Source organism: Bacillus salacetis (genome assembly GCF_003581585.1).
Classification (GTDB): domain Bacteria; phylum Bacillota; class Bacilli; order Bacillales; family Bacillaceae_B; genus Rossellomorea; species Rossellomorea salacetis.
In genome coordinates, this window is sequence record NZ_QXIR01000025.1 from 1 (window position 1) to 22,737 (window position 22,737).

The 22,737-nt window shown below is 38.3% G+C and carries 16 protein-coding genes and 2 pseudogenes; 16 read left to right on the top strand and 2 right to left on the bottom strand.

Features of this window, described 5'->3' with window-relative positions:
- Positions 1-265 precede the first annotated feature (265 nt).
- From istA (D3H55_RS16285) to D3H55_RS16315, 7 genes and pseudogenes are all read left to right on the top strand, one after another.
- Positions 266-1,798 (top strand): IS21 family transposase, encoded by a 1,533-nt coding sequence (gene istA / locus D3H55_RS16285; RefSeq protein ID WP_119548384.1) that lies wholly within the window; start codon positions 266-268, stop codon positions 1,796-1,798.
- Positions 1,795-2,568 (top strand): annotated as a pseudogene (gene istB / locus D3H55_RS16290) (IS21-like element helper ATPase IstB). Before istA (D3H55_RS16285) ends, istB (D3H55_RS16290) begins: the two are co-directional and overlap by 4 nt.
- 146 nt (positions 2,569-2,714) lie before the next feature.
- The gene (locus D3H55_RS16295) at positions 2,715-3,614 is read left to right on the top strand and encodes a DEAD/DEAH box helicase (protein ID WP_240628617.1); all 900 of its coding nucleotides are present in this window, start codon (positions 2,715-2,717) and stop codon (positions 3,612-3,614) included.
- A gap of 170 nt (positions 3,615-3,784) precedes the next feature.
- The gene (istA, locus tag D3H55_RS16300) at positions 3,785-5,332 is read left to right on the top strand and encodes an IS21 family transposase (RefSeq protein WP_119548386.1); all 1,548 of its coding nucleotides are present in this window, start codon (positions 3,785-3,787) and stop codon (positions 5,330-5,332) included.
- Positions 5,329-6,084, top strand: coding sequence for an IS21-like element helper ATPase IstB (istB, locus tag D3H55_RS16305; RefSeq protein ID WP_119548387.1), 756 nt, complete (start codon positions 5,329-5,331; stop codon positions 6,082-6,084). Before istA (D3H55_RS16300) ends, istB (D3H55_RS16305) begins: the two co-directional genes overlap by 4 nt.
- The gene (locus tag D3H55_RS16310; RefSeq protein ID WP_119548388.1) at positions 6,081-6,281 is read left to right on the top strand and encodes a hypothetical protein; all 201 of its coding nucleotides are present in this window, start codon (positions 6,081-6,083) and stop codon (positions 6,279-6,281) included. The genes istB (D3H55_RS16305) and D3H55_RS16310 overlap by 4 nt, the downstream gene beginning before the upstream one ends.
- A gap of 162 nt (positions 6,282-6,443) precedes the next feature.
- The gene (locus D3H55_RS16315) at positions 6,444-8,252 is read left to right on the top strand and encodes a DUF3427 domain-containing protein (protein WP_119548389.1); all 1,809 of its coding nucleotides are present in this window, start codon (positions 6,444-6,446) and stop codon (positions 8,250-8,252) included.
- Between the two features lie 18 nt (positions 8,253-8,270).
- Here the strand turns inward: D3H55_RS16315 and D3H55_RS16320 are convergent, their stop codons facing one another.
- On the bottom strand, positions 8,271-8,666 hold the full coding sequence (locus D3H55_RS16320; RefSeq protein ID WP_119548390.1) for a (deoxy)nucleoside triphosphate pyrophosphohydrolase: 396 nt from the start codon (positions 8,664-8,666) through the stop codon (positions 8,271-8,273).
- A gap of 280 nt (positions 8,667-8,946) precedes the next feature.
- Complete coding sequence (locus D3H55_RS16325; protein WP_119548391.1) at positions 8,947-9,627, bottom strand: GIY-YIG nuclease family protein; 681 nt, start codon at positions 9,625-9,627, stop codon at positions 8,947-8,949.
- Positions 9,628-9,764: 137 nt separating this feature from the next.
- On the opposite strand from D3H55_RS16325, the gene D3H55_RS16330 reads away from it, so the two are divergent.
- The 9 genes and pseudogenes from D3H55_RS16330 to D3H55_RS16380 all read left to right on the top strand — a co-directional run bounded on the left by D3H55_RS16330 (position 9,765) and on the right by D3H55_RS16380 (position 22,661).
- Entirely contained in the window at positions 9,765-11,987 is a 2,223-nt protein-coding gene (locus tag D3H55_RS16330; RefSeq protein ID WP_136035728.1) for an McrB family protein, read from the top strand.
- 169 nt (positions 11,988-12,156) lie between these two features.
- Positions 12,157-13,434 (top strand): DUF2357 domain-containing protein, encoded by a 1,278-nt coding sequence (locus D3H55_RS16335; RefSeq protein WP_168413134.1) that lies wholly within the window; start codon positions 12,157-12,159, stop codon positions 13,432-13,434.
- Positions 13,435-14,663: 1,229 nt separating this feature from the next.
- A complete protein-coding gene (locus D3H55_RS25390; RefSeq protein WP_338067957.1) occupies positions 14,664-14,825 on the top strand; it encodes a GNAT family N-acetyltransferase in 162 nt (53 codons plus the stop codon).
- A 308-nt stretch (positions 14,826-15,133) separates the two neighbouring features.
- Positions 15,134-16,138 (top strand): alpha/beta hydrolase family protein, encoded by a 1,005-nt coding sequence (locus tag D3H55_RS16355; protein ID WP_119548396.1) that lies wholly within the window; start codon positions 15,134-15,136, stop codon positions 16,136-16,138.
- A gap of 217 nt (positions 16,139-16,355) precedes the next feature.
- Positions 16,356-16,871, top strand: a complete 516-nt coding sequence (locus D3H55_RS16360; protein ID WP_119548397.1) for a phosphoribosylanthranilate isomerase — start codon at positions 16,356-16,358, stop codon at positions 16,869-16,871.
- A gap of 424 nt (positions 16,872-17,295) precedes the next feature.
- Positions 17,296-17,901, top strand: a complete 606-nt coding sequence (locus D3H55_RS16365) for a TetR/AcrR family transcriptional regulator (protein WP_119548398.1) — start codon at positions 17,296-17,298, stop codon at positions 17,899-17,901.
- 30 nt (positions 17,902-17,931) lie between these two features.
- The gene (locus tag D3H55_RS16370) at positions 17,932-20,232 is read left to right on the top strand and encodes an MMPL family transporter (RefSeq protein ID WP_119548399.1); all 2,301 of its coding nucleotides are present in this window, start codon (positions 17,932-17,934) and stop codon (positions 20,230-20,232) included.
- 700 nt (positions 20,233-20,932) lie between these two features.
- A pseudogene (locus D3H55_RS16375) lies at positions 20,933-21,924 on the top strand (NAD(P)H-dependent flavin oxidoreductase).
- A gap of 293 nt (positions 21,925-22,217) precedes the next feature.
- Entirely contained in the window at positions 22,218-22,661 is a 444-nt protein-coding gene (locus D3H55_RS16380; RefSeq protein ID WP_119548400.1) for a GNAT family N-acetyltransferase, read from the top strand.
- The last annotated feature ends 76 nt before the right edge of the window (positions 22,662-22,737 follow it).

Below are 22,737 nucleotides of genomic sequence, written 5' to 3' on the forward strand. Positions count from 1 at the left end.
CTTAAACAAAAGAGCACCTTTTATTTTTATCTGTTAAGATAAAGTTAATTATTTAAGAACAAACACTTGTAAGTCAGGAGATCAACATGGAAATTGAAAAGAAATTAATCACTTGTAAACGATAAACTAGAATCAACAGTTTTCCGCAAATAAAGATAAACAGATTCCAACAAATAAGAATCAACAGTTTATCTTAATTGATCCACTTTTTATATACTTTAAGTAGTCTATAGAAAGTGAGGAATAAATAGGAGTGGAAAGATTGATGATTTACAACGATGTTCATAGGCTTCGCAGCGAGGGTTTTACAAATAGTGCGATAGCTAGAAAATTAAAGATTTCCAGGAATAGAGTAATTGAATATGGAAAGATGTCACCAGAAGAGTTTTATTCGTTTGCGATCTCATTACAAAGCAGAAGCAAAAAGCTAGATCCCTTTCGGGAGAAAATCATTGGATGGTTAAAGGAACACCCTGACTTATCAGGAGCTCAAGTATTGGATTGGTTGGGGGAGAAATTAGACGTTAGTTCTGTTTCAGAAGGAACTGTGAGGAATTATGTCAATGAGTTACGTGAAGCATATCATATCCCCAAAATGGTACCTGAGAGAAGCTATAGTACCGTACCCGATCTTCCGATGGGTCAACAGTTACAAGTGGATTTTGGTCAAGTGAAGGTCCCTACAACGAATGGAACATTTAAACGGCTTTACTTTATTGGATTCGTTTTGGCCCACTCAAGATACAAATATGTAGAATGGCTAGACCAACCGTTTCGAGCATCAGATCTCATTAGAATGCATGAAAATGCCTTTCGATTTTATGGGGGCATGTCTATTGAAATCGTCTACGACCAAGATCGATTACTCGCTGTTAGTGAGAACGCTGGCGATCTTATCATGACACTAGAATTCACTAAATATCAACAGACAAGAAAGTTTAAAGTCTACCTATGCAGAAAATCTGATCCAGAATCCAAAGGCAAAATCGAACAGGTCGTGAAATACGTTAAGAATAATTTTGCGAAGAACCGAACTTTTGATAATCTACTAGATTGGCAGGAATCTAGTATGAGTTGGTTAAGGAGAACAGGGAATTACAAAGTACATCATAATACGAAAAAGAGACCCGTCGAGGTGTTCGCCCTGGAAAAGCCACACCTACAACCGGTCTCCGGTACTTACATTTTTGAAAATATCTTAGATACAAGTATAACAAGAACGATTAACAAAGACAACGTTATCCGGTTTGATGGGAACAGGTACAGCGTACCTCGCGGTACCTACCGAAAAGGTGCTCCCAATATAGCATATGTAGAGACAGATACTGAGTACCTATACATACGACTTCATCAAACTGGGCAACCACTAGCAAAGCATAAAATTGCAGAAGGAAGTGGCGCTGTTATTTCAGAGCCTTCCCATCGGGAACGTGAACAACCTAAACGGGATCTATTAATACAGCAAATCAAAGAAATGTTAATCGATAAACAAGCTGCAAGTTGGCTAATTGAAATTCTATCTAATCAATATCCACGCCATCTGGTAGACCAGCTTAAAGTTGTACAATCTGTCATTTTGAAACATCCATCTTTCGTTGATGAGGCACTTAGTGAAATGAGACGCTTGCGGCTGACTAGTGCAAATGATCTCAGGGATATTGCCATCACATTAGAACTCCAGGGACGAAATAAATATAGAGAAACTGGAACCCTGAATGAGAAATATAAGACATTAATTGCCCCCGAACGAAGAGAAGATATTTATTTAAGTGTCCTTCAGGGAGGAGCAAAACAATGAGCCAACCTTACGAATCACTTCAGGAAAAATGTCGAACCTTACGTCTGGCTGAGACAGCCAAAGAATTACCCTCTCTTCTAAGGGAAGCTGAAGCAAAAGGATGGACTTATCATGAATTTATCCATGAGTTTCTTAGCCACGAAATGCGTTGTAGAGAAAGAAAAAACAGTGAAAGATTAATGAAGTAGGCTGAGTTTCCAGAAACTTTAACATTTGAAAACTTTCGACTTGAGGAACAGACAGCGATTGGAGAAAAGCAGCTGAATATTTTAAAACAATTATCATGGGTCGATGAATGTTTCACCTTAATTATGATGGGACCAACGGGTGTCGGAAAGACCCATCTATCAACTGCCTTGGGTATTCACGCTATTGAGCGTGGATACCAGGTTTCTTTTATATCAATGGATCGTTTAATTTATGTATTGAAATCAAGAGAGTACATCAGTAAGTCTAAAACAAGGTACAACCGTATTATCAAATCTGATTTGATTATCATCGATGATGTCATGTATATGGCTTATGAACCACAGGATGCCCATTTATTCTTCCAATTTATATATGAGATGTATGACAAAGCCGCATTTATCCTTACATCTAATAAAGGGCCTGGAGAATGGGGAAAGTTCCTTGGGGATACGACACTTACGACAGCCATACTGGACCGTCTCCTTCATCGGAGCGAAATTTTGACTTTCAGCGAAGAACAAGACAGTATCAGAATGAAATACAGAAAAGCATTATTTAATAACCAGAGTGTTGAATCTTAATTAATGAAAACTGTTTATTCTTATTTACTAAAAACCGTTGATTTCTACTTGACGGTTACATCACTAATTCAAACAATGGAAATCTTTTAAATGAACTCATACAATCAATCAAAGATTGTAAAAGATTTTATTTCAGTGTAGCCTTTATTAATTTCAGTGGTTTACAGTTACTGCTAGAGTCGTTAAAAGCTGCTGAAGAAAATGGCACAAAAGGTCAGATTCTGACCTCTACATATTTAAATTTCACTGATCCTAAAGCAATGGACAAGATTAAGCAATTTGAGAATATTGATCTTAAAGTATTTGTTACGGACAAAGAGATCGGCTTCCATACAAAAGTATATGTGTTTGAATATGAAGAAAGCTTTAAGGTTATCATCGGCTCTTCTAATATCACTCAAAGTGCACTTAAGAGTAATATTGAATGGAATGTGGAAATTGTCACGAAAGAAAATGGTGCATTTATTAGAAATGTACTAAAAGAATATCAGCAATTATGGGATCGAAGTCAAAATGCTGATGAAGAGTTTATTAATCAGTATGAAGAGTTCCTGAGTAAAATAAAGCAAAATCAAAAGTCTCAGCAATTGATTTTTGAGAAAGCAGAATATATTGTTCCGAATAGAATGCAAAGAAGAGCTATGGAAAATCTTGAGAGATTAAGGACCTATGGAGAAAACAAAGCGCTAGTTATATCAGCTACTGGTACTGGAAAAACTTATATGTCCGCCTTTGATGTGAAAAATTTTCAGCCGAAAAAATTACTGTTTCTTGTTCATAGGGAAGAGATCCTAAAAAAAGCAAAGGATACTTTTGAATCACTTATCGCCAATACGGATAAAACCTTTGGTTTGTTTACAGGTAACCACAAAAAAATCAGTGCAGATTATCTTTTTTCAACAATTCAAACCATGTCTAGGTGTTACGAAGAGTTTAAACGAGATGAGTTTGATTACATTATTTATGATGAAGCACACCATGCAACGAGTCCATCCTATCAAAAAGTGATGGATTACTTTACACCTGAATTCACTCTTGGTATGTGATTATTGCAGTTAAAATGAGCCACTTATGCGGAGTTTTGAGCCAGTCATTGCGGAGAAAAGAGCCAGTCATTGCGGGCTATGGTGCCACTATGAATAGAATAAAGAAAAGCCTCCTGTATAATAACCTTGCATGCTAGCAAGCATGACATTATTATACAGGAGGCTTTTTTATGGTTAATTACCGTAAGATTCTGGAGCTTTATTTTGAAGAAGTTAGTCAAAGAACGATTAGTTCTAGCACTGGGCATTCAAGGAATACAGTTTCAGATGTTGTTCAACGTGCCAAAAAACTTGGTGTAGAAAGCTTGAATGACACCATGACCAATCCATGGCTAGAAGCGTTTCTCTTCCCAGAGAAACAGGCTGTTGAGAAAGGGTACTTCCCGATTGATTGGGAAAGAGTGCATAAGGAACTACAAAAGAAGAACGTAACCCTGTCACTATTGCATCACGAGTATTCAACAGAGGCACGTGAAGGTGGAAAGATCCCCTATGCCTATCGTACTTTTTGTGAGAACTATGGAAAATATGCGAAAAAATATAAACTAACGATGCCTATTCGCAGAAAACCAGGTGAAGTGATGGAAGTGGATTGGGCTGGTACTACATTGAAGATTAATGACCGTTCAACAGGAGAAATGATTCCAGCGTATGTTTTTATTGCGACCTTACCCTATAGTCAATTCAGCTATGTTGAAGCCTTTTTAGATATGAAATCAGCTAATTGGCTTATCGCTCATATTCATGCATTGGAGTATTTTAATGGAGTTCCTGAAACAATGGTTCCCGATAATTTAAAAACAGGGGTTACGAAAGCACATCGTGAAGAACCTCTTCTAAATGAAGCCTATCGTGAACTGGCAGATTATTACCGGACTGTCATTGTTCCAAGTCGTGTTAGGAAGCCAAAAGATAAAGCAAGTGTCGAAGGCACTGTTGGATATATTTCCAGGCAAATTATCGCTCCATTAAGAAACTATCATTGTTTTCACCTGGAAGATCTAAATCACAAAATCTTTGAAAAGCTAGAAGAAATCAACACCATTGAATTTCAAAAGCGACCAGGCTCGCGTAAAAAGGTGTTTGAGGAAGAAGAGAAATCCTACCTTCAACAGCTTCCTCAAACAAGGTATAAACTTGCGGAATGGAGAACAGCAAAAGTTCAACTGAACTACCACATCCAAGTTGAACGCATGTATTACTCCGTTCCATATGATTATGTCCGAGAGAATGTCGATATACGACTAACCACGGATTTAATTGAAGTTTACTTCAAAGAAGTACGAATTGCATCCCATAAACGATTGTATGGTGAAATTGGCCAGTTATCTACCAACTCTGACCATATGCCGGATAATCACAGATTATATTTAGAGCATAATCCTGAAAATAACCGGAAGTGGGCAGAAACAATTGGACCATCTATGAATCAATTTGTCTCTTCTATCCTGGAAATGAATGTGGAGAAAAAAGCATTAAATAGCCTTAGCACACTGAGGAATACAGCAAAGAAATACACAAATGATGAAATAGAAAAAGCAGCAGAAACCTTACTTGAGATTTCAACAAACCCGACGGTTTCTGTTTTTAAAAGTGTACTAGAAAGAAATAAGAAGAGAAAACAAAATAAAAAAACGGATACTAATAGGCCTCGCACTACATCCGATGACTATGGATTTGTCCGTGGAGCAAAATATTTTGGGAGGGATACTAAATAATGAGCCAAGAAACTTTACGTAAATTAGTAGAAATGAAGATGGGTGCGATGGCGGAATTATATCAGCAACAAAAGCAGAATAATGATTATAAAGACATGGATTTTGATGATAGATTCAATCTCCTGGTAGATTATGAATATGATAGACGTAAATCGAATCGACTTGAACGACTAATTAAACAGGCGACACTCAGCGAACCAACAGCAGCTATTGAAGATATCGAATATCATCCGGATCGTAATTTAGACAAGAATCAAATACTAGAGTTAGCAACGGGAAATTACCTTCAAAATCACCATAACATCATTTTAATGGGCGCTTCTGGAAACGGCAAAACGTGGATCTCAAATGCCTTTGGGGTACATGCATGTCGGCAATTTTATAAAGTAAAATATATAAGGTTACCAGAATTACTTGATGAATTAGCTGTAGCAAAGTATGAAGCAGATGGCAGCTTCCGTAAGTTAATTCAGAAGTACAAAAAGATTGATTTATTAATCCTAGATGAGTGGCTACTAACAGAGCTGTCAGAGGAAAATGTACTTCATGTGTTGGAGATTATTGAAGCAAGGCTCAAAAGAGCCTCTACTATATTCTGTTCTCAATTTTCACCTGAGGGATGGCATTCCAAACTGGGACAGGCACAAATAGCAGATGCGATTCTTGACAGAATCGTTCATGATTCTTATAAGATTCTAGTTGATGGTGAAGTTTCGATGAGGGAACGCCATGGATTGCGGGTATTTAAATGATTCCGCCAGCAGTTGAAGACCGTATAGCTAGATACTTTCTGCATATGTATTTACCTGATAAGGTACAGCAGGCTGTAGAGGAAAAGCTATTACCCTCCTGCATTTGGAACGAAGAAGAGGATATAGATCAGGATGAATTAGTTCGTTGGGCTATTGAGATTATTGATCAGGAATTCAGAGATAAGAGAATCAAATAATAATATAAACAACCATTGGAGCGAGTGAAGTTCCAGTGGTTGTTTATATTATTAGCTACATTAATAAGAGTGGCTTTCACCCCCGCACTTAATGGCTCAGTTGACCGCAAATAGTGGCTCAAATCTCCGCACTGATGGCTCAATCTGTCCGCAATACTCAGTATGACTGCTACACCAGAGAGAAGTGACCAGGGTAACGTCTTTGATTTATTTAATAACAATGTGGCGTTGGAAGTACGTTTACATGAGGCCCTAGATGATGAACTCATTATTCCTTTTCATTACTTTGGAATTACCGACGTTGAAGGCGTCGACCTAAGTGATGTTTCTATTGATGATATTGCTGAAGTGACAAAAAGACTAAAAGTTAATGAACGTGTCGACTTTATTATTGAGAAGATGAACTTCTACGGCCATGATGGAGTGAAGAGAAAGTGTCTTGGTTTCTGTGCGAGTATTGAGCATGCTGAATACATGGCCAGTGAGTTTAATAAAAGAGGGTACAAGAGTGCTAGTTTAAATGGCGGAGATTCCATAGAGAAGAGAGACAGGTTCACTAGACGGTTAGAAGATGTTCAAGATGAGTTAGAATTTATTTTTACAGTAGACATATTCAATGAAGGTGTTGATATCCCTTCAATTAACTCTGTTCTGATGTTAAGACCAACTAACTCTCCAATCATATTTATCCAACAACTAGGACGAGGACTTCGTAAGCATGGAACTAAATCTTTTCTAACAGTTCTCGATTTTATAGGTAATCATAGTAAGGTTTTCTTAATAGCCATTGCCTTAAATGGTAGCCGTTATTATGACAAAGAAAGTTTAAAAGTTGCGATAGCAACCGGGTTTGCTAATATACCTGGAGCAACTCATATACAAATGGATGAGATTGTCCAGGAGAGGATACTGGAACAAATTGATAGTGAAAACTTTAATTCCATGAAGTACCTGAAGGAAGAATATTTTGAGTTTAAGAAGCTAAATCAAGGAAAAATCCCTTTATATCTCATGGATTATCTGAAATATGATGGGGCTCCTGATCCGACTAAATTTATTGATAAAGAAAAGTCGTATCTACAATTTGTAGCTAAAGTAGAAAAAGATGATGGGTTAAAGAAGTTGCTTGTAAATGATACATTCGAAAGTATCTTGAAAGAGTTGTCAAGCAAGGTACCGTTAATAAGAATCTACGAATTTATTATTTTGCGCTACTTAATGGATAATAAAGAAATAACATTACAAAGTGCAAAGCATGAAATACTAAAGATTGTTGAAGGAGTAGAAGAAGATAGTATTCTTCACGCCTTTGAGTATTTAAATCAAGATTACTATGATAGTGTTCAAAAAAGAACAAAGCAAAAGTTAGTGGAACATCTTGGTGGTAGGTTAGTGAAGACAAGTGCTTTTAAGGCTACATTAGCAAACGATGACTATTACAATTTTATCGATGATGTATTGAATTATGGTATTTTCCGCTACGAAAAGGAATATAAACATAAGAATTATGGTGTTCCACATTTTAAACTTTACGAACAATTTCAAATGGTGGATGCAGCACTTCTTTCCAACTATAGAAAAACCCATAGTTCTTTCCGAGGATCGGGATTACTAGCCAATGAAAATGAATATTTCCTCTATATTGATCTTCATAAGGAAGAAGATATTAAGGAGAGCATCAATTATCAAGATAAGTTTATTGATACAAAATATTTTCAATGGCAAACGCCGAATAGTACAGGTCAATCTTCTGAGCGGGGTAAGAATATAATTTTTAACCAAGAAAGAGGCATCAACCTACATTTGTTCATTAGAAAGTATAAAGAGATTGACGGAAAGACAGAGCCTTATATTTACATCGGAAAAGGGAATTCGGTAGAATTTGAAGGAGAAAAACCAATAACAGTTAAGATGGAATTAGAACATGAAATACCGGCACCGTTATATACTGAGTTTACAAAAAAAGTATAGTCTTCTCATTTGAGAAGACTATTCTTCATTCACTAGTAATTCAACTGCTGGAATATCAGCAGGTGCCCACACTAATGATTCAAGATTTTCACGTTTTAACCAAACTAATTTAGAGTGTTCACTAGGGATTGGCTCACCTGAAACTATTTTTGCTTTAATTGCAATCAAGTTGATGATAAACGTTTCATATTCATGGGTAATGTCATTATACAAATCGCCTGTTTCAATTGTACAACCCAGCTCTTCTTCAATTTCCCTAACCAGAGCAGAGTAAATGTCTTCATCTTTCTCTACTTTACCCCCTGGGAACTCCCACATATTTGGGATTGCCATCTCAGGAGAACGTAAAGCACAAAGGATTTCTTTGTTTTCATTTTCAATAATTGCTGCCACAACTCTTACTGTTTTCTTCATAAAATCCTCCAAGTTTTAGTAATCTTTTTTATCTTATCATTAAAGGTAGTGCTTATAAAATTTGATCCATGAAACAGGGGTTTCTAATTTTTTCTTATCAGGTCTTAACCCCAAAATAGCATTTGTAAAACCCTTACTAAAGTTACAATGGCCCAGAAATATGTATAATAATAATTCATTTATCATTCTGCACTTCAATATATAAGTTGAATAAAGTTGGATTAGCATTATCTCATGAACAAATAATCACGGATGACAAATAGACTTCCGTGATTTTTTATTATTTATGTACCTTCTGTTTAGGTGAAAGAACTCCTTTTTTTACTAAATTCTGCAATGCTTTTTCATTTTTGAATCGGAAATAAACAGAGAGCCTGCTTAAATCTTTGTTGGTTAAATGAGAGTAATCTACATTTAGAGTATAATTGTCTTCCAGTTTCTTGATCAATGTTTTTGCAAACTCGATTTGTTTAGGAGTTAATTGTTTTTCATCATCATCATTGGCAGCTGGCTTAATAGTAGAGTTGATTTCTTCTGTATACCTCTCACTTCTTAACCATTTCACATCTTCAGCATCTAAGGCAAACCATTCACCTTCAAGACGCTGCTGTGCGAAATGTTTATGAAACGCTATTTCAGTTTGGTGATGATTTCCTGATTTTATAAGGTGGACCAGTTGATGTTCAAAAGGCAGCTTTACATTGAAGAGGTTCATCCTCTTATTGATGTGCTTGGTTTTCCCGATTTTAAAAGAACCATTTAAATATTCTTGAACAAAATATACATATCCCGGATGTTCACCTTCGGGAAAAGGGGAATTCATTATTTCTTCCAGCCTGGTTGGGTTAGTTTCAAATAAAAGTACTTTTTGAGTTCTGATAAGAACTTCAGGACTCCCAGGGGCTGCTGAATCTTCTGTTGTCTTTGAAGATAACAAATTTGAGATGAATTTTTTTATCATGTGATCACATCTTTCTATGAAATTATACTTTTTAAAGTGGATATTCTATATTTTAACAAAGTTAGAGGTTTTTTTACATTTTAATTCAGAACCTTCTCCATAATATGCTAATCTAATATTAGGAATAAATTAAGTAGGTGAATATATTGCTAAACCTTACATATTATCAATCTGTTTTTAATGAAGATAACACTGAGGTACGCTGTCGGACGGTCCTTGATGAGTTGTCTCCGCATATAAAGAGGGTTTTTGAAAGATTCCTAAGTCAAAATCAGATATCTTTAAGCGACGAGTTTTCAATGCATAGTTATGACTCTACCTTGACGACTACATACCATGATTCAAGGAATCCGGCACTCGCTGAGAAGAAAAAGAACTCTGATATAGGGAGGAAGTATTATGCAAGCCTTGTAAAAAGGTTGGGTGAGTGGGAATACAACCTCATCACGATAGAACTGAATGGTATGGACAACTCTTTAATGATTCATACCGAATTGGACTTCATCCCATTTTGGGCTTGGTTAAGGAATAGTAAAATCCACAGGGTCCTGAATTCCATCCCCGATCGCTTTTCGATTTTGACAGGATGGAAGGAAAAATCAGTCATTCCAGCAGATGAGTTACCGGACTTTGTTAAAAGCTGCATAAAACCAAGGAAGCGGCCATGGTTTCAGGTTGGCAGCCGAATACCATTAGAAGGGCGAATGGCCGAAGACACGTTAATCAGCAAACTGGAAGAAGTATGGGATGGGTTGAGTGATTTCAGAGGGTTCTTAGAGGAGGAAATGCAAATAGGCGATGCTGCTTATAGAGCCCTAATGCAGCTGGCGTCTGTTAAAGATATTACGGAAACAACCTTGCTGGGAAGGAATTATGCAGTAGAAATTTCTTCTGTTGAAAACTATAAATCACAAGGTAAACGACAATCGTTTCATATCAATGATGGAGACCAGATGCTGACCAAGGGATATATGTATTTTCTAGATTATCATGATAAGAATTCACCATTCCAAACCATCATTGTTCAACTGGAAGGCCATAACCATATTTTTACGAATGCAAGGGAGATTTTAGGGGACGGGCGGAAGGAATGGTGGATCACAAAGGTATTTGCCACCCATTCCCTCGATAACCATGCTGTGATGACAAAGGCCATGAATTTACTTGCGGAACATGATTTTAAAGTGAATGGTTCTGCTTATTGTGTCGGCACTTATGATAATGAAACGGAAATGTTTGCTGAAGGGGCTGATGTCGTTAAAAAGAACTTTATTGATTCTGCATTGCTCTTTGCCCATGCAAGCAACAGACTGGAGCTTCCAAGTGAGGATGAAGAGGAAGATGGAAGTGATAATGAATCAGAAACACTGGAACCGAACTTCCGTTTCAATGAAATCTTTGAAATGATTGAAAATAGTCATTTTACTTTTTCAAAATCGATTGTAAGGGATTTGCATCTTAATCTGACAGCGTTGGATGATAAGCACTTTGTCGTACTAAGCGGTATATCAGGGACTGGGAAGACCCAACTTTGCAGGCTTTATGCAAATGCTGTTTATGGATTGGAGTATGAAAGTGATAATCCATACTTCTCTATCATTCCAGTCCGGCCTGATTGGACGGATGCCAGCTCCATGTTTGGCTACTACAGTTCCTTTGAAAAGCGTTATGTGAAGACAGAATTTCTGAAAGTGATCATGAATGCATTGAAGGAACGTGAGAAACCTCATTTTATCTTGCTTGATGAGATGAATCTTGCTCGTGTCGAGTACTATTTAAGTGATTATCTTAGCGCAGTGGAGTCAAGAAAAGAAATACCGCTTCATCAGGAAGAGCATGTGACAGACGTTCCTCAAAAGCTCATTATTCCTCCAAATGTCTATGTTCTTGGAACCATCAATGTGGATGAGACGACTCACTCCATTTCAGATAAAGTTCTTGATAGGGCTTTTGTGATGACTTTATCAGATGTGGACTTTACTTCTTTTTGGGAAAGATTCGACCAGGATATGAAAGATTCATTACAGCAGGAATTTCTTCTCTTACAAGAATTGCATGGAACACTGGCAGGCTATGAATTGCACTTCGGCTATAGAACGATGGGGGAAATGCTTAAGAAACTATATGCCAACAGGGAGCTCGGAGAAGAACATGCGATGGAGTCGTTAGAATCTCTTGATGGAGTGATCGCTGAAAAGGTACTGACGAAGATACGGGGAGATGAACGGATCGCTGAGATGCTGGAGAGTCTTCACATGTGGTTGTCCACCAAACTGGAGGTATCCACGATTTCCTTAGGGCATGTGAAACGGATGCAAGAGGAGCTGAAGTACTATGGTACCACTCAATTCTGGAGATGATAGCCTGAAGATATTCCTGCCTGGAGAAGGGTGGATACCCTTTTCCCAGGCCTACTTAGTGGAGGCCACAGAATATAAATTGCGTTTCAGTGGTGAAAAAATAGACCTGCGTTTTCAAAGGATACCCATATCCTTTTATCAGGAAGGAGAGTATTTAGTCTCTTCCTTCATGACTCCCTTCCAGAGTGGCATTGTCCATATTTTCCTGAATGGGAAGGAATGGGAGACATACGTTTATCCAGACTCCCGCAAACTGACTGAGCAACAGTTTGAATGCATGATCAGCGATATTCTTGAAGAAAGCAATAGTTGTTTTCAGTTAAGTAGTTTGGAGAAAAAGGTAAACGCCTCGGGAAGAAACCGGGGACCGTCATGGACGCTGTGGATCTATATTGAAAGGTCGTTTCAGCAGCTGCGACAGCTTTTCTCTTTAATTGAGAAACAGCCATTCCGGAAGCTAATAAAACTACCTATTACTCAGAAACGGGAAAAAGTACAACGAGTTGAAAGAACCACTTTGAATTGGCTGGATCAGAAAGGATTCGGAAAAGATGTGCCTTCGAATGTGGAAACGGATAAAACATTCGAGAGCCTTGATTTATATGAAAACCAAGTGTTGAAAAAGCAGATTTTTGACTTGAAAAATATCTTTAAGACCTTTACTAAGGTCGAGAGGGACGATGTATCTGAGAAAGCCAAAAAGTATTACGCAATCACTCTAAGGTGGTTGAACACACCCTTCATGCGGGAGGTGTCCATGCATCAAGGTTCCTATTCCATCACGCAGAAATTCAGAAAACACCCGGTTTACCGACAATGGTATCAATGGTTCGATGAGCTCTTCAAGCATGACCGGGAAAGGATTGGATTGGAGTATCCAATCGCATTGAAGGACACTTTTGAACTTTATGAGATGTGGTGCTTCATGATGATTATCAAGATGCTGAGAGAGCTGGAACTTCTGAATGACTCCGAGGGTTTATTTAAGACAACCAGTAATGGGCTTTTCCTGGACCTTGCTCAAAGCAAGGAAAGCCGAATTAAGCTTCATGGAGGAAAGTCGCTTTATTTCCAGCGTAACTATCAGTATAACTCTAAAAAATTCCATACCTATACCCAAAGGATGATTCCTGACATTGTTCTAGAGGAAGATAAAGAAATCCTAGTGTTTGATCCTAAGTATCGCGTCCCAGGTAATCTGGGAACTGCCTTGGGAGAAATGCATAAGTATCGGGATGGAATTCTTCACAGGGAAACCGGGGGAAGAGCGGTAAAGGAAGTATATATATTGACACCGACACAAGAAGAGACGGCGGAGACGATGAGATTCTTCCAGGACGAATATCAGGAGCGGTATAAGATGGGGGCCATTCAGATGCTGCCTGGAGTAGATGATTTATCGAGTGTAAGGTCCCTTTTGATGAGGGTTTTTGGGATATTACATTAATCAGTGCAATCAAACAGAAGAGTATTTATGAAAGAAGAGAAAGGTTAGTATTCCACTTTTAATTGATTTATGTCTTACTGGGACAAAGTACCAATGCTATAGGTTGATCCGCAGGCGATTATTTTTTTCTATGAGGATAAGAAGGAGTTGATATATCCGATGCCAATTGAACTGCTAATAGTTGTATTTTTAATTATCCTTATAACTTCCTTGATTTTGCCAGTCATTTATAAGAATAAAGAGAAGACAGATAAAGGCCATGTATTTTCTTACTATAAATTGACATATAGAAGGAAAATGATCCGCACTTTGTGGTTAATCCCATTAATTGTTATATTACTAATTGCTATTTCCGTTATTGCAGAATTGAATACTTTTGAGATACTGTTAATATCATTATTCTTCTTTGTCATTACCTTTCTACAATTCTTCTATAACTACACAAAATGGAAAAAATACGAGAAGTAATATAAGAAACATGTAGTACTCTCGTTTTTCTACCGAGAAAATTCAGTGGTGAAAAAGGTATGAAACATAAGATAACTAAGAAATTTCTGGTTTTTTGTATGTTTCAATCCAAGGCTAAAGGTGTGATTCATAGAACCATTCTTATAAACACAATTCACTTCAAACTAGTACCGAAAACTCTACGTAATCCTTTATCAGGGTCTATAAAGAAAAAACTGCCGACTAAACAACCGTTTAAATCCTTATGGAAAGCGGTAAAAGCTTTACCGTCGATACAGGAGAAAGTTCCTTGCCTGTCCGTGAACTATTGATAGAAGGACTTCAATAGTAGGGAAGCTGTTAACCAGGTCCATTGTAGAATAAGCTGCGAGTATAACCTTATTTACAAACCCTCATTTTTTGCCCTGTTTGCAGTAGGCAGTTGTGGGGGTTTTTCTTGTGCTTGGGAATCAACTATTCTGTCGTTAGCGTTTGAATTTTATTTTCTTTTAAAAGAAAGAACCTTAGTTTATGTGGTTGAACAAGTTTGTCCTTACCTTGAAATGCATGGAAAAGATCCGTTTTCATATCATCTTTTTTAAGAGGACAATGGAGAAAACATTGCGTATTTAAGGATTTTACCGGCTGGTGTTTCCTATCAGGAAGTTTCTATGGGATGAGTGTTCGTAATGAAAAATACTGGGTTCAGGGATTTGCAGAGGAACTTTTAGGTATAGGGGCTGGAGTTTATTCAGGAAGAGTTAAATGAAACAACGGTCAAAATTCAAGCACAGGATTATTTAAAAAGCTTCTATGGTTCTTTTGGTTTTCAGCCCATATCTGAAACCTATATAGAAGATAGCATCCTTCAGGTTGATATGCTGCTGAAAATATATCACCACTCGTCATCATTGGTTTGTGTGGGGATTTATTTTAAGAAGTAGAAGGTATTCTGCTGTTGAAAATTGTAAGTCATGTTGCAGCTCAGTACAAGAAAAATAGGTTTTTACCCGCGATCACTTCATAAGTGGTCGTTTTTTTGTTTAACATATTAAGGATAATAGTTTTCGTTTTGGAAGAATAATCCCTGGGAAAATTTGAAACTTTTTATGCTGTAATGCGTATTACTGATATAGGTTTTAAATGAGCTTGTGTAAAAGGAAAAAAGTGCTGCCTATCAAGAAAATCAACAAAGGAGGTCTTTACCATTTTTAAAAAGTTAGGAATTGCTCTCGTTATTGGTTCGTTCCTATTGGCGACGGCCGCATGTACTTCTCAGCCGGTTGAATCTAAAAATGAAGGACAAACGGAAGAACCAACGGCTGCTCCCAATCACTCTATTAAAAATGTGGCCGGGGAAGCGTCTGATCCAATGGAGGGGAAGGATGGGACGGTCATATCTTTTGAGGAAATAGAAGTAAAGGAGCTTAATCCTGCCTTGGATGCATATGAAATGATGTATTGGAGTGAAGGTGTGGAAGCAGCAGCCTATGTGACCGTACCTAAGAAGAAAGGGTATTATTATTTATCCGTTCTGTGTCACGGCGGATATGTATATTCCTTGGATCTTTCAAATGTTCATGCCCTGCCTGGTGTGACGTTAAATGCTGAAACGTTGATTGGCGGTTTGGACACAAGCAGTGAAATGATCACTTTGAGCCCTTTATACCGAGGGTACGGGAATAGTAAGGGAACGGTACCGGGATTCAATGGTGTGACAAAAGATACGAATAATGCCATCGATGCTTTGTATTCTTATTTCCGTTCTGGAAATACGGAAAGCTCCATTAGGTCGGGGTTTATTAGTGCAAGTGGAATTTCATTGGGCGGGGGAGTTGTCCTGAAGCTGGCATCTATGAGGGATGATATTGGAGATGTTGTGGCCGTGAATCCCTATGTAGGTCTTGACCTTGTTTACCCGTGGGCGGAAAGCCATCCTGAAAATGATTGGAATAAGGGATTTTTGGATACATATCAAAAGAAGTTCGGTGAGTTTGATCCATCATCAACATTTGTGAAGGAAGAATCGATTCCAATCGAAAGAAACTTCATTCCAATTTTGATTGTACAAGGGCAAAAGGATCAAACCGTGAATTGGGAGCTTACCCAATCCTACTATGAGAAGCTGAAAGAGCAAAATCAGAATGAACATACTGCCTATAAACTGATACCGGATGGAGATCATCTAATGAAAGAACACCAAGATGAACTTAATCAAATTATTAATGACTGGTATGTAGAAATTTTTGAAAGGTGAAGGATGATTTCAAGGTTTTTCCTTAATACAAAGGTACACCAAAGGCTTGAGAGGTTTTCACGGCCCTCAGGCTTTTTTCATTGATATGAGGGTTCTTTCAACAAAAGGGTCATTTAATGAAATAAACGGATTGTCAGAAGGGATGCAATTTGAAATAATTGGTATTAAGTGAAGGGCAGGTTCGTTGAATTTATAGTAAAACTTATTGGAGGGGCAAATGGATAATTACAAGTTTAATGAGTTTAAGAAAATCGCAAAAAAACTGAACACTATTGAGATTATCCCATTATTAATGGGATCAGTAGGTCTGGAAGTCGTCACAGGAAGAAGTTGGGATGCACAAGACTTAGATATTCATATACCTGGTGATAAAAGAGGGTGGGAGGTGCCACCTGAATTAAATATACATAACTGGAACCAGGTAGTGGAAATTATGAAATCAATGGGATATAAATTGATTGATTTGCACGAGCATGAGTTCTCCAAAGAAGGATTATCCGTAGAATTCGGTATAATTGACACTTTACCAAGTTTCTCTGGAGTGAAATTAGAGGATTTGAAAATGCACAAAATAGGAGAGGTAAAGTATTATTTGCTGAATCCTAAACAATATTTAAGTGTTTATGAAGCTTCTTCCAAGGATAGTTACCGTGCAGATAACAATAACAATAAAGATATTAGTAAAATAAATTTCTTAAAGGGTAGGGAATTTGGAAGTCAAAAATCAAATTAAATCCAAGAGGTTACCGGGGTGTCACAGTGACAAATTCTTTATTTATCCATGCTGGTGATTACGATGATCATCCAGACAGGACACTTGGTCCATTCTCTTAAAGAAGGAAGGAAATCGCCATCTTGGGAAAAGCGGAATACATTGATGTTCGCTGCATTTCGAAGGTCCTTATGAGGTATTTCCGAATGTATTAAAAGGCATCTGGGCTCTGTTTATAGCTATCGCATTCTGGGAATTTGTGAATTTCTTATGAGCAGTCTTGTGATCCTGTTTAATTTACTCTCTATTTATTATTTATTTCTGCTTGTTAGATTACATACCTGGAACATGTTCCTGTCTAAAAGTGCACAATGGGAAAAGTTGCCCATTGTGCACTTTTGTGATATAAATAGATTTATCGCAGTAAAAAGGAAGGGAGAAAACGATGACGGAAGAAAATCTGAGGCTGAAAAAGAAAAAAGCGACGAGGCGTGAGCTTTCTGAAGCGGCTTTCCAATTGGCGGTCGAGCGCGGAATCGATAATTTTGTAGTAGAAGATATCGTGAATAAAGCGGGATATTCAAGAAGAACATTTGCCAATTACTTTTCCTGTAAAGAAGAGGCGATAGCCAGTTCTTTAACAATAGAAGATTATCAGCGCAAAGATGAAGATCGGGAATTAGATGGTCTATCGCCATTGAGTACGATCGAGCTGCTCATTGAGCGCAGTCTCACTATCGAAAAACTTAAACGGCTTAAACAATTATTTTCTTTATCACGCAGTCATCCGCCACTGAAGCTGTATGTGGCAGGAGCTATAAAAGAAATTCAGGATGATGCGCGGAAACGAACCAGTGAAAATTATGGCAGTGAATATCCTGATGCGTATTATCACTTGCTCATCGGTGCTGTATTCGGTGCCATCATGCCGATTCTTGATGGCAGCATTGAGGTTCCTCTGCCTGCAGGGGAAAGTGAAAGCGAGCATAACAGCGAATTCAGTGAGTATATGAAAACCGTATTTTCGAAGCTGAGAGAAGGATTCCAGTAAATACAAACATAGAGGAGCAGGAGAAGAAGTATGTCTAAATTATTTTATAAAATAGGGAAAACAGCATACAGCAAGCCATGGGCATTCATTGTCAGCTGGCTGTTGATTCTGGGAGTCATCATAACGGTCATTGCAACCAACGGTGTTCACATGAGCAGTGAAACCAGGATTGAAGGGACAGAAGCACAAGATGTGTTGGACAAGCTGGCGGAAGAGTTTCCAGCCGTTTCTGGCGGACAAGGCAGTTATATCTTTGAGGTGCCTGATGGAGAACAAGTGGATGGGCCGGAAAATGCAGCCTCACTTGCAGGCGCCATCAACAAGATTTATGAGTTGGATTATGTCGTCAACCCGCTTGAAATGATCGAAGAAAGCGGTGGTATGGCTCAGTTACAGGAGATGCAGAGTCAATTAGCACAGGTACAGGAATCTGATGTTTCATATAGACCTTTCGTTTTGAATGAGATGCCTATACCAGGAGTGAAGATTTCAGAAGAAGGAAATATCGCTCTGTTTCAATTTCAATTAACAGAGCAAGTGGAGAGTTTAACTGAAGATGAAATCCAACAGTTGAACGACTTAGCCATTGAGGCAGAAGAAGATACTTCGATTACGGTCATTCCGACTGGTACACTTCAAGGAACAGATATTCCAATTGGCGGAACGCATGAAATCATCGGGCTTGTCATTGCCGGCATTATCCTGATCGTTACATTAGGATCACTGGTAGCAGCAGGACTTCCGTTAATTGTTGCCCTGATTGGTGTCGGTGTGGGTGTTGGCGGAACATTTGCTTTATCAAGCGTATTTGAAATCAACAGCCTGACTCCTACCCTTGCATTGATGATCGGGCTGGCCGTTGGAATTGATTATGCCTTATTCATTGTGAATAGACAGAGAAAGCTGATCATCGAGGAAGGTCTTTCGGCAAAAGAAGCTGCGTCCCGTGCATTGGGTACAGCGGGAAGTGCCGTATTCTTCGCCGGACTGACAGTCATCATCGCCTTATGCGGAATGCTGGTTATTGGGATTTCGTTCTTAAGCAGCATGGCGCTTGTCGCTTCGATGACCGTGTTTATTGATGTACTCGTAGCACTTACCCTATTGCCTTCACTTTTAGGATTGATAGGTGAAAGAATTGTATCAGCGAAAACAAGAAAGAAAGTGAGTAATAAAGAAAAATCAAAACCGTCATTTGCCAGCCATTGGATCAATGGAATCATCAAATTCAAATGGCTTGTGGCACTTTTGGTTGTTGTGATTCTGGGAACGATGGCTATTCCAGTCGGTGAAATGAACTTAGGGATGCCTTCAGGGGCCAGTGCAAATAAAGATACGGCAGTAAGACAGAGTTATGACCTTATTTCAGACAACTTTGGAGAGGGCTATAATGGAACGCTGCTGCTTGTCGCTGAAGACAAGGACGGCAATCCGATAAATCCACAAGAATACATTCAGGTACTATCCAATATCAGTCAACTCGACAGTACTGTAGAAGTTTCACCAGGCGGATTCAATGGTGAGGGGACCATCGGGATCATGAGCATCACACCGGCAGATGGTCCTACAGATGAGGAAACCAATGATTTGGTTCATTATTTAAGAACAAATGATTCTCTTCTTGAAAATACAAACCTCGAGATCGGGGTTACAGGGTTAACGGCGATCAACATTGACATTTCCGAGAAGCTGGCGGAAGTATTCCCGATTTACATCGGAATCATCGTCGTCTTGTCCCTGGCCATCCTGCTGGTTGTTTTCAGATCAGTGATTGTTCCGATCAAAGCAACACTTGGTTTCTTATTAAGCATCATGGCGACATTTGGTGTTACGACAGCCGTGTTCCAATGGGGATGGTTCGGGTCATTATTCGGGATCGATACCGGAGGTCCGCTGCTGAGTTTCATTCCAATCATGGTCACAGGTATTTTGTACGGATTGGCTATGGATTACCAAGTTTTCCTTGTATCCTCTATGCGTGAATCTTATATTCATGGTAAAAAAGGTGATAAAGCCGTCATCAGTGGATATACGATTGCAAGTAAAGTGGTTGCAGCAGCCGCCTTGATCATGGTTTCTGTATTCTCCGGATTCATCTTCACTGAAGATATCATGATCAAACAAATCGGTTTCGCCCTTGCTTTTGGTATCCTGATTGATGCCTTCTTGATCCGTATGATTTTCGTGCCTGCCGTCATGTCCATGTTTGGTGACAAGGTTTGGTGGCTGCCAAAATGGTTAGATAAGTTACTGCCTAACTTGGATATTGAAGGAGAAAAGTTGATAGAAGAACTTTCGAAAGACACCAAGAAGGAAAAAGGAAAAAGATAAATCAAGAACAGAGGATAGGCAGATTGCCTTAATCGGCTCCGTTCCTGATGAGTGATCAACAACGAACATACTGGAGAGGAGTACGAACGTGCAGCGTTTTGTACTCCTCTTTTTCATAGTCCTGAAAATCCACTGGCTATTGCGGGGAGTGCAGAGAGACTATAGCGTGGTCTAAAATTCATGTTACTTCATATCGTTGTACTCGGTACAGAGAAAGTTCCTTGCCTGTTCGGGAAATGGAAATAGAATGGCTGCAGCAGGAATGAAGCTTTTATCCCGATGCTTCTAGTATAGGAAGCGAAAATCACTGTATTTATTGATCCTCACATTTAGCCTTGTTTCCAGAAGGTGTTTTTCTTTTACCAGGGAATGCACTGTTCTCTCGTTAGCGTAAAACTGATAAATCATTATTAGCGCGTATGCACATTGCCTGTATTTGCTGCGTTAGAAAAATACGAATATCTCCATTGAGATCACTTTTGCTGATTTCATTAATCTCCTAAAATCATTGTACGTGCTTTCAAATAAGGAAAAAGCTAGTATTAGGAGAAGGGAGGGGGATTACCTCCTGTCGTCTTTAATCATCGGTTTTTGCGCTTTCATTAATCTCTCTAGTTAGTATTGCGACAGATGGATTAATGAGTATACGTGATAGCCAGAATTCTTTTTGTACGTTCATTCTTACTCTTGAGGTGGTTATATGTTGAATAATAAAGTAACAGACCTTTTCAAAATCCGTTATCCCATCATTCAAGCACCTATGGCTGGTGGTATAACAACTTCTCAATTGGTATCTGAAGTATCCAATTCCGGCGGCTTGGGAATGATTGGAGCAGGCTATATGACCCCGGAACAAATAAGAGAACAAACTATAGAAATCAAGAAATTAACAACGGGTTCTTTTGGCATTAATCTATTTGTACCGAACGAAGTGAATGTTTCAGATAAATCCATTGAAATCGCAAAAGAAAAAATGGAACCAATAAAAGAAGAATTACATGTTCAGCAAGATGAAAGTGTGGAAACTTTTGACTATGATCAGTCGTTGGTAACTTTCCGGGAACAAATCAAGGTTGTTATTGAAGAAAAAATCCCTATTTGTTCATTTACTTTTGGTATTCCTTCTGAGGAGATCATTGGCGAGTTAAAACAACACAATATTACCTTAATGGGAACGGCAACAACCGTTTTGGAAGCAATTGAAAATGAAAACAAAGGAATGGATCTCGTTGTCGTTCAAGGAAGTGAAGCTGGCGGCCATCGGGGAAACTTTATAAAAGATACTCAAGAGAGTTTAATAGGGTTAATGTCCCTGATTCCTCAAGTTGTTGATCATGTAAGCATCCCCGTAATAGCCGCTGGAGGGATTATGGATGGAAGAGGGTTGATGGCATCGCTATGTTTAGGAGCTCAAGGTGTCCAGATGGGAACCGCATTTTTAACTTGCGTTGAAAGTGGCGCTAATCAAATTCATAAGGATGCTATTATGAATTCCGCAGAAGATGAAGTTATCTTAACCCGTGCATTTTCCGGTAAAGAGGCCAGGGGTATCAAAAACAAATTTATTTCAGAGATGCAGAAATATGAATCATCTCACTTTGGTCTGGACAAAGCCCCAGATTAGCTAGAAATCAAAGTGTCTCCATGTTAATGAAATTATTAGTCAACGAAGCCCAAAACACTTTAAAATGATAACCATTGAAAATGGGCTCTTATATTTTTTGAAAACAAATTTTATATAAGCGGTAACAATATGCTGAACTAACCAGTCCTTGCCGAGAAAAGAGCCATCCTTTGCGTAATGAATGCAAATATATTTGGAATATGGAAAGCCTCATGTTTTCCATGTTGGAAATGATGTTAAAGAGGAGTCTTTACTTAAACCAATGGCCTGTTTGTTCATTTTGGAAAAATAAGCTGATATGATAAAGCTTAACCGCACAACATCATCACGTGCTTTTACAAAAAAATAGAGGTGAAGTTTCATGAGCTGGAATTTAAAGAAATTCGACGAGCTAACAAATACTGAACTATATAACCTTTTAAAAGAAAGAACCTTCGTTTTTGTGGTGGAACAAAATTGTCCTTACCTTGAAGTTGACGGTAAAGATCCGTTTTCTTATCATCTTTTTAAAGAAGACAATGGGGAAATCATTGCGTATTTAAGGATTCTGCCGGCAGGTGTTTCTTATCAGGAAGTTTCTATTGGAAGAGTTTTTGTAAAGAAAGAATACAGGGGTCAGGGACATGCAGAGGAACTTTTAAGTAAAGGGCTGGAGTTTATCCAAAAAGAGTTAAATGAAACAGCCGTCAAAATTCAAGCCCAGGATTATTTAAGAAAATTCTATGGTGCTTTTGGTTTTAAGCCCATATCTGAAACCTATTTAGAAGATGATATCCCTCACGTTGATATGCTGCTGCAAAAATAAGACAACTATTCCTGTTCGGCAGGAATGGACATGCAGATTGTTTTTTGAAAATTCGTTAATTTGGTATGATGTAATT

Excerpts from the sequence above, each read along its gene's own strand:
- istA (WP_119548384.1), top strand. The coding sequence starts at position 266 with ATGATTTACAACGATGTTCATAGGCTTCGCAGCGAGGGTTTTACAAAT.
- istA (WP_119548386.1), top strand. The coding sequence starts at position 3,785 with ATGGTTAATTACCGTAAGATTCTGGAGCTTTATTTTGAAGAAGTTAGT.
- D3H55_RS16310 (WP_119548388.1), top strand. The coding sequence starts at position 6,081 with ATGATTCCGCCAGCAGTTGAAGACCGTATAGCTAGATACTTTCTGCAT.
- D3H55_RS16315 (WP_119548389.1), top strand. The coding sequence starts at position 6,444 with ATGACTGCTACACCAGAGAGAAGTGACCAGGGTAACGTCTTTGATTTA.
- D3H55_RS16320 (WP_119548390.1), bottom strand. The coding sequence starts at position 8,666 with ATGAAGAAAACAGTAAGAGTTGTGGCAGCAATTATTGAAAATGAAAAC.
- D3H55_RS16325 (WP_119548391.1), bottom strand. The coding sequence starts at position 9,627 with ATGATAAAAAAATTCATCTCAAATTTGTTATCTTCAAAGACAACAGAA.
- D3H55_RS16335 (WP_168413134.1), top strand. The coding sequence starts at position 12,157 with ATGACTCCCTTCCAGAGTGGCATTGTCCATATTTTCCTGAATGGGAAG.
- D3H55_RS16360 (WP_119548397.1), top strand. The coding sequence starts at position 16,356 with ATGGATAATTACAAGTTTAATGAGTTTAAGAAAATCGCAAAAAAACTG.
- D3H55_RS16365 (WP_119548398.1), top strand. The coding sequence starts at position 17,296 with ATGACGGAAGAAAATCTGAGGCTGAAAAAGAAAAAAGCGACGAGGCGT.
- D3H55_RS16370 (WP_119548399.1), top strand. The coding sequence starts at position 17,932 with ATGTCTAAATTATTTTATAAAATAGGGAAAACAGCATACAGCAAGCCA.
- D3H55_RS16380 (WP_119548400.1), top strand. The coding sequence starts at position 22,218 with ATGAGCTGGAATTTAAAGAAATTCGACGAGCTAACAAATACTGAACTA.